Origin of the sequence: Secundilactobacillus paracollinoides, from assembly GCF_001702155.1 — a bacterium.
GTDB lineage: Bacteria > Bacillota > Bacilli > Lactobacillales > Lactobacillaceae > Secundilactobacillus > Secundilactobacillus paracollinoides.
Genome location: NZ_CP014912.1, coordinates 136,292 through 148,741, shown reverse-complemented (window position 1 = coordinate 148,741; position 12,450 = coordinate 136,292). Strand labels below are relative to the sequence as shown.

The window sequence follows — 12,450 nt, the reverse complement described above, 5'->3', positions numbered from 1 at the left end:
TCCCTCACGCCCACATGAGTAAAGGACCAAAAAACGGTCATCAACTCATGTTTTCACTACTACCTGCAATGCCGACCGACTCCACTACGCTACTTTCGTGCAAAAAATAACAATCCGTACATGTCCGAAGCGGTCTCTTGACTTCATAGGTACAATCAGTTTTAATACCATAGGCACATTACTAACATTTTCTTTGATAGCCGTTAAGTACGATTTTTTATAAATCGGTTGAATGCTATCCTGTTGTGTAAACTGAAGTTAAAGCGTATTCAATGTGAGTGGAACGCAGCAATTTGGCACGGAACTGTGGTGTCGACATCAGTTAGCGACCGTTCTTGGGTCGGTTACTGATGTGCGAGACGACTGAGATCCACTCGAGAGCTGCGCAGCAGAAATCGAGTTAGCTCAGTCGCGAGCCACCACACGGAGTGCCAAATTGCGAAATGCAACGGACTATCAGCACAATCTGCTAGCTTCAATGCCAGAAATCAATCATTTCCAAGCGTTGATTAAAAGAGTTCGATTAGAAAATAGACTAATTTCTAAGTATTTGTGTCTTTTTAATATTACAAATTAACGAGATAGCGTGAAACTATTGTAATTTTGCCGGGCATTATTTATCATTAAATAATGATTACTCGAATTATGATTTTGAATAGTGAAGGAAACTTACGTAATGAAAAAAATGATAATCCACGGTGGCAAACGCCTGTCCGGCAGTGTGACCATCGGTGGTGCTAAAAACAGCACGGTCGCGTTAATTCCAGCGGCCATTCTGGCTGATACGCCAGTAAAGTTTGACATGGTTCCCGACATTTTAGATGTTCACAATTTAATGCTCATTTTAAAATCAATGAACGTGCATTCGGGTTTTGCGGATGGCGTCTTAAAAATTGATCCAACTGAAATTATTGAAGCGCCCATGCCAAGTCAGGCGATTAAGAGTTTACGGGCGTCATACTACTTTATGGGGGCCTTACTGGGTCGTTTTGGCCGTGCAACGGTCACTTTTCCTGGTGGTGACAACATTGGTCCCCGACCAATCGACCAACACATCAAAGCGTTTAAAGCGCTGGGTGCCGAAGTCGTTGAAAATAACGGGACGGTTCATATTACGACCAGCGGTGATGGTCTACATGGTGCCCGGATCTTTTTAGACCTGGTGTCTGTTGGCGCAACCATCAACACGATTTTGGCCGCCGTTAAAGCACAGGGTGCCACGGTGATTGAAAATGCCGCTAAGGAGCCTGAAATCATTGATATCGCAACCTTCTTAAACAATATGGGGGCGCATATTCGTGGTGCCGGCACCGATGTTATCCGAATCGAAGGTGTCTCGACGCTCAAGGCGACAAATGTGCATACGATCATTCCAGACCGGATCGAAGCGGGGACGTTTCTGTCGCTTGCTGCCGCTATGGGTGATGGTATTCGAATTAAAAATATTATTCCAGAACATTTGGAGTCGTTTACGGCTAAGTTCATTGAAATGGGCGTTCAGCTTCAAATTAATGAAGACGAGGCTTACGTGGCAAAGTCGGATGATTTGAACGCTATTCAGGTCAAGACAATGCCGTTCCCAGGATTTGCGACGGATCTGCAGCAACCCATTACCCCTTTACTGTTACGCGCAAAGGGGAGCAGTGTCATCGTTGACACAATTTACCCGCAACGCGTGAAACACATTTCTCAACTGCAGAAAATGGGTGCTAAGGTTCGTAGTGAAAACGATATGATCATTGTGGAACATACGAACACGCTCAATGGCGCAACGGTAGGAGCTGGCGAAATTCGTGCCGGGGCCTCACTCATGATTGCGGCACTGATGGCTGACGGGGAGACCCAGATTCTTAATGCCGACAATATTTTGCGTGGTTATGGCAGTATCGTGGCTAAATTAACAGCCTTAAATGCGGATGTGACCATTGAGGACACAGCTGAGATTGCGGAGTAATTTGCGATCGCCCATTGAAAACGGGCAACGTTCATGATATAGTGTTAGGGTTGACGACATAAATCAATCTCTGTTTCAGTGAATGATTCAGGGCAAAGGAGATTATTATAATGAAACAAGGCATTCATCCAGATTACCACGAAGTAGTCTTCCAAGACTCAAGTACTGGTTACAAGTTCTTATCAGGTTCAACTGCAACTTCAGAAGAAACTGTTGAATGGGAAGATGGCAACACTTATCCATTGATTCGTGTTGAAATTTCTTCTGATTCTCACCCATTCTACACCGGTAAGCAAAAGTTCAACAAAGCCGACGGTGCTGTGGATCGTTTCAACAAGAAGTACGGTTTATCAAACAACTAAACGTGCGATTAGAAAGACCATGTTCTTCGGAGCATGGTTTTTTATTTTGCTATAAGCCAATTATTTCCAGAGTTAAACATTAGTGCAACCCACTTTTAAAACGGCTTGAAATCGGGTAGACTATACCTATCAAGAAAATCGATTTTAAGAATGGGAAAGCGATGGGGTGCAATCATGGATCAAGAACCAAAGAAACAACCAAGAAGAAATGGACGCCGGTGGGCTTACCGGATCGTCTTTGCGGTCCTGATCGCGATTTCATTGGGACTGATTTTTAACGAGCAGATCAAGAACTGGATGGTGACCTCGTATCAACCGAAGATCACTGCTAAATCAGTCAAGAAAAACGAAAAGAAAAAGGCCAACTTTGATTTTCGAAACGCAAAATCACTGAATTTTCAGACGGTCGCGAAGGCCCGAATGAATACAAATAAGATCCACGCTGTTGGTGAGATCCTGGTACCAAAGTCGGGTATTCATTTAACGATTGGCAAGGGTGTGTCGAACACAACGTTAGCTTTAGCTGCCGGAACGCTGCGTGACAATCAAAAAATGGGTCATGGCAACTATCCGTTAGCTGGCCATCACATGATCAAAAAGAACGTGTTATTCAGCCCGCTTTACTATAAGACTAAGGTTGGTGACAATATTTATTTGACCAATATGACCAAGATTTATCGTTATAAGGTCTATAAGCGTCAGTTCATTGCTGCCACGCGGGTCGATGTTGTTAATCAAACCAAGGCGAATATCGTGACGCTGGTTACCTGTGATGCAACGGGCGCCGGTCGACTGATGATTCGCGGAAAACTGACAAAAACAATGGCGTATGCGAAAGCGCCAACTGCAATAAAAAAGGGCTTCGCTGCAAAGTTTAACAATCATAATGTCTTTGCCGGGTATTAAAAAACGTTCCAACCCCACACCGATTTTGGTGAAGGTTGGGACGCTTTTTTGTTATACCGATTTAGTCTGCATCGCGGACAGCCATTTTGGTAATGTACTGGCCAGTGCGTCGTAAGTTGCCTCAAACCGATGCGTGTACCACGGGTCGGGAATTTCTTGGCCAACATGGTCAGGCAGGATATCCATGCAAAGATGGATCTTTCTTTGATCCGCTTCGGAAGGTGCCATTCGACGCAGATTGAACACATTTTGTGAATCCATGGTGATGATATAGTCTGCCCAGTCAAAATCAGCAGCTGAAATTGGTTCAGAGTGCATGCCGGCAAATGATAATCCATGAGCCGTCATTGTCTTTTGAGCACCCGGATGCGGTGGATTGCCGCGCTCTTCAGTACTAGTAGCACGGGATTCAATGGTATAGTGATCGGCAAGTCCCCGGTCGGCAACTAATTTCTTAAACAGTGCTTCAGCCATAGGAGAACGGCAAATATTGCCAAGACAGACAAATAAAACGTTAGTCATTGTAATTTTCCTTTCGCGGTACTGATATGACTCACATAGTAGGGAATGTGACGGCGTTCGTCAAGTAGGGTGTTCTTTTGGAGTTGGGGGGAAGGCCGTTGCATTCCGCAATTTGGCAGGCCGTGTAGTGGCTCGCGACTGAGCTAACTCGATTTCTGCTACGCAGCTCTCGAGTGGATCTCAGTCGACTTGCACATCAGTAACCGACCACAATACGGTCGCTAACTGATGTCGACACCACAGCTCCGTGCCAAATTGCTGCATTTCACTAACGTTGAGTTTACATTTCACCATTAATTAAGCATCACAATGGCATTAAAACTAGTTCGCAGAGAATCCGCCCTCAACTGCTAGTAATGTTATTAACAGCAATGCTTCTCAAAATGTGCTATTGACAGGAACACTTGATTAAGTGGCTTCATGGAGCCACTTACGAAGTCTTACCATCAATATTAACTGTGACCAGTATCGTAGCGTAGTGGAGCCGTTCGGCATTGCAGGCTGTGGTGTCGGTGGTCGTTGGCGAGGGTACTTTCCTCGCTTACGAACACGGGAGACGTAGGAGATCCTTGAATTTCTGAAAGGAAATTCAATAGCTCCGGAGCGACCCCCACCTCAGCCTGCAGGGCCGAACGGTGCAACGGAGCGACATGTTTGCACCATTGAATCAATTGACAATGGAGCGCACTTCAGTCTTAAACGCTTTGTTCCACTCTCTTACATTTCGCCTTATAAAGATTAAAGGTGTCAATTGATGCTCTAGGCCATATTGCGGAAACGAGTTCCACAAAGTAAAGACTTGCACATAGCGCGACTCTGATACAAAATCCAAACCCGGGATTTTATATCAGAGTCACCCTATGCTCCAGTCTTTAAACGCTTTGTTCCACTCTCTTACATTTCGTAGTACAATTAAGTTGTTTAATACCTTAGAGAGTGTGAGTAAAAGTGATGCGAGGTAATTTTATTTACATTAATTGGGAACAGGTCAACAATCTGGTGATTTCGTATGGCATCACAGCTGCTGATTTTATTAACGGGATTCCCAACGTGCCACAGCGAATCGTCCTGATCGATGGCGTTAACGAAGGGACACAGGTTAACGGGCATACCCGTTTTCAGACGGTCACAGGCCAAAATAGTGTTCGTGAATTTTTAATTGGGAAAACGAACGGACCAACGAACGGACCAAAGATGTGGCTGGACTATCATGAAGCTGATGACTTGGATCTGCTGATGCCAAGTGAGATTGCAGAACTGCTCTACATGGCCCATATGATGACGCATTTTCATTTGCCGTTGTATTCAAAACTGCGTAATGACTATGCTTTTTTGACGACGCCCGAGGACTTTGTTAAAGTTTATTACCGAAACCTGCGGACGTTCAACCATATTTTAGATATCTCGTTAAAACGTCACTTGCGATTACTCCACAGTAACCGGTGGGTGGTCTTTAACCGCCCATTTTCCGTAAGTGATGTGCCAAGTGACGTGTTTGACCAACTGACGGCGGTTTTTAGTGAAGGGGTGATCTTTGCGTTTGACCAAACGATTGAACGCAAACGACACTACCTGATTCCGCTACTGATTCAGGAGCATCCTGAACGGCAAAATTGGTGGCATGAACAAGAGGACGTGTACGCGACGGCCCGTCGTGTCGCGACCCTGATTTACGACGTTGACCAAAAACACTGGGAGCTGGATATTATCGACAAACAGCCGTTTATTGAAAACGAAGCTGATCTATGACAAATTCAACCTGCTCACTCGTGGTATAATAGTTGACGCAGTGTGACTTAAACGAGATCGATGAAATGAAAATTTAGGAGTTTAACATAATGAAAATGCAACTTTCTGAGATTGCTGGAGCTGTTTCAGCGCAAAACGATATTACGGATTGGCAAACGGTTGAGATCTCAAGCGTGGCCTTTGACAGCCGTGAACTCAAGCCAGGGGCGTTATTTGTGCCGCTGGTTGGCGAACGCGACGGTCACAAGTTTATCGATAAGGCAATTGAAAATGGTGCGGCGGCCATATTTTGGCAAGCAGACCATGGCGAGGCACCAACCAACGTGCCCGTTATCGTGGTCGATGATGCGCTTAAGGCCTTACAGGCATTAAGTAAGCACTACCTTTTAAAAATTAACCCGCGGGTCGTGGCCATTACGGGGTCAAACGGCAAGACAACCACTAAGGATATGGTGGCTTCGATCTTGGCGACCCAGTTTAATGTCACCAAGACACAGGACAATTTTAATAACGAGATCGGTGTGCCGATCACCATTTTATCCATGGAACCGAACACTGAAATGCTGGTCGTTGAAATGGGGATGGATCGGCCAGGTCAGCTTGATTTCTTGAGTCGCCTGGTTGCCCCGGATGTGGCCATTATTACAATGATTGGGGAAGCACACATTGAATTCTTTGGCACGCGTGATAAGATCGCGGATGCGAAGATGGAGATCGTTAACGGACTGAAGGACGACGGGTTATTTATCTTTGATGGCGATGAGCCGCTATTGCAGGAACGCGCTAAAACTGTTTCACAACGGCAATTGACGTTCGGTCATTCGAAAGAGGATGATCTCAACGTGACTGCAATGACGCCAACGTCTGTTAACACGACGTTTACCACGAATGTCTGGCCAGACACCACGTTTGAAGTCCCAATGATTGGGGACTATAACGTGAATAATGCGCTGGCTGCCCTCTGTGTGGCGCGCACTTACCGAGTGGCACCCGAAAAGAGTGCGGCTGCGTTGTTAAATCTTGATCTGACGCGTAACCGGGCTGAGTGGTTACAGGGCAGTCAGGGTGAACAGATCCTGAGTGACGTTTACAACTCGAACCCGACTGCAGTTAAGGAAGTCATGGCGGCCTTTTCAAAGACACCAGTTGACGGGCGGCGGTTGGTCGTTCTAGGCGATATGCTGGAACTTGGTGAGCAGTCCGATGCGTTGCATGCAGGCTTAAGTCCTGCGTTTGATCCCGACGTTATTGACAGTGTGTACCTTGTTGGGCCGCACATGCACGCCCTGTATGATAGATTAGCAACCACCTTTGATGCTGATAAGTTACACTTTTACCAGGTGGATGAACTCGGCACCTTGTCGGCAGATCTCTTAGCCACGTTGACGGCTAAGGATGCCATTTTGATCAAGGGGAGTCACGGGATTCATTTAGAGTCCGTTCTGGCAACCCTGAGAACTACTGATTAAGCGTATAGGCAACTAATTGAAAAAGATTAGTTGCTTATTTTAATCGGGTGATGTATCATATTCTAGTTATGTTTTTTTGCAAGAGACGTTGCAACAGCAAGGACGGTACGCATCAGAAGACGGATTTCTTATAGTACCGGACCTTGTTACACCTATTAGGAGGAAATTATTTGAAGTTTTCAGAACTTGGGTTATCAAAAAGTTTGTTGAAGGCTGTTGAACGAAACGGCTATGAAGAAGCAACCCCAATTCAAGCAGAAACCATCCCCATGGTTCTTGACGGTAAGGACGTTATTGGTCAGGCACAAACTGGTACTGGTAAAACAGCCGCCTTTGCATTGCCGATCCTACAACACATTGACCGGGACAACCCCAATGTCCAAGCCTTAGTTGTTTCACCAACCCGTGAATTAGCTATCCAAACTCAGGAACAAATTTACCAACTCGGTAAAGAAGAGCACGCAAAGGTTCAAGTTGTTTATGGTGGGGCCGATATCCGGCGTCAGATCAACAGCCTGAAGAACCATCCCCAAATCATCGTTGGGACACCTGGTCGGTTATTAGACCACATGAACCGACACACGATCAAGTTGGATCACGTTCAGACCCTTGTGTTGGATGAAGCCGACGAAATGTTAAACATGGGTTTCTTAGACGATATTGAATCCATTATTAAGGCGTTGCCTGACGAACGACAAACCCTGTTGTTCTCAGCAACGATGCCACCTGAAATCAAGCGGGTCGGTGTGCAGTTCATGCACGACCCGCAGCACGTTAAGATCAAGGCCAAGGAATTGACCACTGATTTAATCGATCAGTACTATGTTCGGGCTAAGGATTACGAAAAGTTCGACGTCATGACCCGGTTGTTTGATGTGCAATCACCTGATCTGACCATTGTCTTCACTCGGACGAAGCGTCGCGTGGATGAAATTTCACGTGGCCTGGAAGCCCGTGGCTACAATGCCGCTGGGATTCACGGTGACCTGACGCAAAAGCGCCGGATGCAGATCTTGAACCAGTTCAAGCATGGTCAATTAGATATTCTGGTTGCCACTGACGTTGCCGCTCGTGGGATCGACGTTGCCGATGTTACCCACGTTTATAACTACGATATTCCACAGGATCCGGACAGTTATGTTCACCGTGTGGGCCGTACCGGTCGTGCCGGGCACCATGGTGTCTCATTGACCTTCGTAACGCCTAACGAAATGGATTACCTGCGTGAAATTGAAAAGTTGACCAAGGTGCGGATGCTGCCATTGAAGCCACCTTCGGAAGAAGAAGCCTTCGTTGGCCAGTTGAGCAATGCACAGGAAACGGTTAAGGATCTGGTTGATAAGACCGACACTGAAAAGTATGAAAAGATTGCTTCTCAGTTGTTGGACCAGTACGAAGCTGTTGACCTGGTTGCTGCTTTACTGAACGACTTGACCAAGGATGATTCCAGTCAGGTTCCCGTTAAGATCACACCAGAACGGCCATTGCCTCGTCATAAGCATGGCGGCAACGGTGGTAACTACCATCGCGGCGGCGGTCGTGGCGGTAACAACCACGGTCGTTCAGGCAACCGTCGTTACAACGGTAAGAATGACGGTCACCACCGTTACTCAAGTAACAAAGATCGTCACAGCGATCACCATAATGATCGTCGTAACAATAACAAATCAAATGGTAGCAGCAAGCATGGCTTTACCATCCGTAAGAACAAGGACTAACAGCTTGTTCTTTACTGCACGGCTCAGACTTTACGGTCTGGGCTTTTTTTGTGTGCGGATTTATGCTTGCCATCAGTCGAAGATTAACTGGCTTTCGACTAAAATATAAACTAACAGAATGTTGTCTTACAAAAGAACGCTATCTAAAATACCGAAGATTGTTCATCATGTTGGGTAAAAGTTCGTCATGGTAGGCTGAAAAAGATTCACGCTAATCTGCCATATCGAAGAAGTTAACGAAATTAAACTATGGTAAAATGAGAACATTATTGAAAAGGCAACAACTTGGTGCGAAGTGAGGAGATTATACTGTGGTTTACGGAATTGGTGTGGATATTGAAAAAATTGACCGGCTACGCGCAGTAGCAAATCAGGAGTCGTTTGTCCATAAAGTCCTGACACCGGCTGAAACGGCCGTCTACCGAACACTTTCTGATAAACGTGCAGCCGAATTCCTAGCTGGTCGCTGGTCGGCTAAGGAGGCCTTTAGTAAGGCTTTTGGCACAGGTATTGGCAAGTCGGTCTCGTTTCAAGACCTCGAGATCCTGGATGACGAGACTGGCAAGCCAGCGTTTCATCGCCAGCCGTTTCCCGGGAAGGCGTTTGTCTCTATCTCGCACACCAGTGACCTCGTCATGACTGAAGTACTATTAGAAGGAGATCTTGAAAAATGACAATTGGCAGCCATCGTCCGACCCGCTTAGTGATCGACCGGCAAGCGCTTTACGACAACATCGCAACTGAAAAGGCCCGGTTGAAGCCAAACACTGATCTGTTTATGGTCGTGAAGGCCAATGGATATGGTCACGGCATCCTCCAAGTGGCACAAACGGCCGTTGCAGCGGGTGCTACCGGTTTTTGTGTCGCCATTTTAGATGAAGCACTTCAGTTGCGCCACGCTGGATTTAATCAACCGATTCTTGTGTTGGGGATCACTGCACCAAAACATGCCGCTCTGATGGCTGAATATGGTGTTTCAGCGACCGTCGGCACATTAGACTGGTTGCAGACCGCAGCTGCTGTTTTAGAGACTAGCGGCGTAAAACAACCGCTTTCAGTTCACCTTGGTCTCGATACTGGGATGGGGCGCATTGGTTTTCAGGAACCTGCTGATTTAAAGGGTGCAGTTACCTGGCTGAACCAAGAAGCCCAGATCAGCTTTGACGGGATCTTTACCCACTTTTCAACAGCGGATGCTGCGGACACGGCCTATTTCAAGCAACAAGTAGCGCGCTGGCAGGCCTTTATGGCTGTTTTGGAAGACCGTCCTCGTTACGTCCACGTGTCGAATTCAGCTACTAGCTTGTGGCATGATGCTTGCAACGGCAACATGATTCGATTGGGGGTCGCCGCTTATGGGTTGAACCCGTCTGGCAAGGAACTGCAAGAACCGTTTGCGCTGAAACCGGCCATGCGGTTAGAAAGTGAGCTGGTCTTTGTTAAACAGCTAAAGGCGGGGCGCTCTGTGAGTTATGGTGCCACCTATACTGCGCAACAGGATGAGTGGGTCGGCACGTTGCCAATTGGATATGCAGATGGTTATGAACGCCGGTTACAAGGGTTTCATGTGCTCGTTGATGGTCATTTTTGTGAGATCATTGGTCGTGTTTGCATGGACCAGCTCATGGTACGGCTACCACACGAGTATCCTGAAGGCACCTCGGTAACGATGGTCGGGACTGATGGCGATGCTGAAATCACCCTGCAAGATGTTGCCGACTATTGCGACACGATCCACTATGAAATTGCCTGTGGGTTTACTGAAAGAATCCCGCGCGTTTACAAGAATTAAGTCAATTAGTGAGAATTTAGCTTAGTATTGCTGTAATGTTATCGTATTTCATGGTAAAATATTTGAAATAGTAACAGTCTAATAGAGGTCTAATCATGAAGCAGTACATTGTACATCCAGCAGCAACGATGACCGGCCATCAGGTGGTTCGGTCAATCAATCAGGATCAACATCAACAGCTCATTGCGTCATTGTCGGCAGTCATTAGCGTTCAAGTATGGCCGCACCATATTGCAACGATTGCGGCATTGATTGCTGGCTACCAGGAAATGAGCACGCTTAATGAGGAGATCGTTCGGGAATACTTACCCTGTGAAAACGAAGTCGCTCAGCTTTACCCAGCCGGCCGACTATCAACGCGTTAGGCGGTTATGAGGGGATGGTAGAAGATGGCAACAAACAGCGATATTAAGCGTGGAGATATTTTCTATGCGGATTTATCACCGGTGGTTGGTTCAGAACAGGGTGGGATTCGGCCCGTGTTAATTGTGCAAAACAATATCGGGAACCACTACAGTCCAACGGTGATCGTAGCGGCGATAACTGCGCGAATTTCAAAACCGAAGATGCCAACGCATATCGGAATCAAGGCGCACCATACGGGTATTGAAAAAGATTCAGTAATCTTATTAGAACAGATCAGAACGATTGATAAGCAACGCTTAAAGGATCACGTCGCACATTTGGACGATGCTACAATGGTGCAGGTAGATAAGGCATTAGAAGTTAGCATCGGGTTGAATAAAAAGGCGGAACCTAAGAAACGTAAGCGGGCTTAGTACATATCATAGAGAGTGGAGAAAAGCGGTTAAGGAGCGGAGTGTAAGTTAACTCTGACAGAAATGCCCGAACTTGGTATTTCTGTCAGAGTTAACTTACGCGCAGCTCCTTGCTTTTCGGAACTTGTTTCGGCAATGTGGCAAAAGGGCGCCAATGATTTCAAACTTCACCATGATTGAGACGATATCATAGAGAGTGGAACAAACCGGTTAAAGACTGGAGCAGAAGTGGACTATGTTATAAAATCCTGGGTTTTGATTTTGTAACATAGTCCACTTCTGTGCAAGTCTTTGGTTTGTGGAACTCGTTTCGGCGATGTGACATAAAGGCTCTAAAATGCTTGGGTCTTTTCAGCACTAATGATAAAGCAATTAAGATGTTGACAGAGAGCATCCATTGCTTTTCAAAACACGTTTCGACAATGCAAGAAAGAAAACCAGGCGTCATAAGTATTTTTAACACAAAGAACAGCCAGTTTGGAAATTCATTTCCAAACTGGCTGTTCTAATCCTCAACTGAATTACATTACATTTCTTTCTTCAAATCTTCAATCTCAGGTACCCGGAATTCTTTACGTTCCAAGGCCTTAACGATCCGGTCAAGTTTATCTTTATCCACGTCCTCAGGCAACGTGAACATGATTCGGTGAACAAGCTCACCTTCCTGGGCGTCAAGACTGATGACACTTGCGATGCTGGTGTACTTGGTGATGATCTTAGCAATGCTTGCGAGATCGCCGCGGTCGCCAGGAGACACGACGGTGAGCACATAGGAGCCGATATTAACGTTCCAAGATTGAGAAAGCATGTCCATTAACCGGGTATGTGTCAAGATACCATAAAACTTATTGTTGGCGTCTAGAACCGCAATGTAAGGCAAATCCTTAATTGAGAAGAACACGTTAAAAAAGGCTGCGTTCACAGTGATGAACTTCGTCGCATTTTTCAAAAGGGTCGTCACTGGTAACTGCATGTCGCCGCCACGTGATTTATGCCGATAAATGTGCATTTTGTAAATGTTACCGCGGAAAATGGTCCCCGTCTCGTCTAAGATGGGCACACAACGGTAGCCTGAATCTTCTAAAACCTTTAGTGCTTCTTCCAAAGTCACGTTTTCTTGTACGGTCACAAGACGTTCTTTTGGTTTGACCAAGGATTTCAACAGCATAGGGTGTAACCTCCTAAAAATTAGAACTCTC

Annotated in this window: 12 protein-coding genes; 10 read left to right on the top strand and 2 right to left on the bottom strand. The window is 46.1% G+C overall.

What is annotated here, in order from left to right:
* Positions 1–676 precede the first annotated feature (676 nt).
* The 3 genes from AYR61_RS00575 (at position 677) to AYR61_RS00565 (ending at position 3,222) form a co-directional block, all read left to right on the top strand.
* Positions 677–1,954, top strand: coding sequence for a UDP-N-acetylglucosamine 1-carboxyvinyltransferase (locus tag AYR61_RS00575; protein ID WP_065900894.1), 1,278 nt, complete (start codon positions 677–679; stop codon positions 1,952–1,954).
* Positions 1,955–2,064: 110 nt separating this feature from the next.
* Complete coding sequence (locus AYR61_RS00570; protein WP_054711169.1) at positions 2,065–2,316, top strand: type B 50S ribosomal protein L31; 252 nt, start codon at positions 2,065–2,067, stop codon at positions 2,314–2,316.
* 174 nt (positions 2,317–2,490) lie between these two features.
* Complete coding sequence (locus tag AYR61_RS00565) at positions 2,491–3,222, top strand: class A sortase (RefSeq protein WP_054711171.1); 732 nt, start codon at positions 2,491–2,493, stop codon at positions 3,220–3,222.
* Between the two features lie 51 nt (positions 3,223–3,273).
* Here the strand turns inward: AYR61_RS00565 and AYR61_RS00560 are convergent, their stop codons facing one another.
* Entirely contained in the window at positions 3,274–3,744 is a 471-nt protein-coding gene (locus tag AYR61_RS00560; RefSeq protein ID WP_054711173.1) for a low molecular weight protein-tyrosine-phosphatase, read from the bottom strand.
* Between the two features lie 951 nt (positions 3,745–4,695).
* Between AYR61_RS00560 and AYR61_RS00555 the strand changes: the two genes are divergently transcribed.
* The 7 genes from AYR61_RS00555 (at position 4,696) to AYR61_RS00525 (ending at position 11,251) form a co-directional block, all read left to right on the top strand.
* Positions 4,696–5,493, top strand: a complete 798-nt coding sequence (locus AYR61_RS00555) for a hypothetical protein (RefSeq protein ID WP_065900892.1) — start codon at positions 4,696–4,698, stop codon at positions 5,491–5,493.
* 89 nt (positions 5,494–5,582) lie between these two features.
* Positions 5,583–6,962 (top strand): UDP-N-acetylmuramoyl-tripeptide--D-alanyl-D-alanine ligase, encoded by a 1,380-nt coding sequence (locus AYR61_RS00550; protein ID WP_065900890.1) that lies wholly within the window; start codon positions 5,583–5,585, stop codon positions 6,960–6,962.
* 170 nt (positions 6,963–7,132) lie between these two features.
* A complete protein-coding gene (locus tag AYR61_RS00545) occupies positions 7,133–8,680 on the top strand; it encodes a DEAD/DEAH box helicase (protein WP_054711179.1) in 1,548 nt (515 codons plus the stop codon).
* A gap of 311 nt (positions 8,681–8,991) precedes the next feature.
* A complete protein-coding gene (acpS, locus tag AYR61_RS00540) occupies positions 8,992–9,354 on the top strand; it encodes a holo-ACP synthase (protein WP_065900887.1) in 363 nt (120 codons plus the stop codon).
* Positions 9,351–10,472 carry an alanine racemase gene (alr, locus tag AYR61_RS00535; protein WP_065900885.1) on the top strand — a complete coding sequence of 374 codons (1,122 nt, stop codon included), beginning with the start codon at positions 9,351–9,353 and terminating at the stop codon, positions 10,470–10,472. The genes acpS and alr overlap by 4 nt, the downstream gene beginning before the upstream one ends.
* 95 nt (positions 10,473–10,567) lie before the next feature.
* The gene (locus tag AYR61_RS00530; protein WP_054711184.1) at positions 10,568–10,837 is read left to right on the top strand and encodes a hypothetical protein; all 270 of its coding nucleotides are present in this window, start codon (positions 10,568–10,570) and stop codon (positions 10,835–10,837) included.
* Positions 10,838–10,861: 24 nt separating this feature from the next.
* Complete coding sequence (locus AYR61_RS00525; RefSeq protein WP_054711186.1) at positions 10,862–11,251, top strand: type II toxin-antitoxin system PemK/MazF family toxin; 390 nt, start codon at positions 10,862–10,864, stop codon at positions 11,249–11,251.
* A gap of 526 nt (positions 11,252–11,777) precedes the next feature.
* Here the strand turns inward: AYR61_RS00525 and cbpA are convergent.
* The gene (gene cbpA / locus AYR61_RS00520; protein ID WP_054711188.1) at positions 11,778–12,419 is read right to left on the bottom strand and encodes a cyclic di-AMP binding protein CbpA; all 642 of its coding nucleotides are present in this window, start codon (positions 12,417–12,419) and stop codon (positions 11,778–11,780) included.
* Between the last annotated feature and the right edge of the window lie 31 nt (positions 12,420–12,450).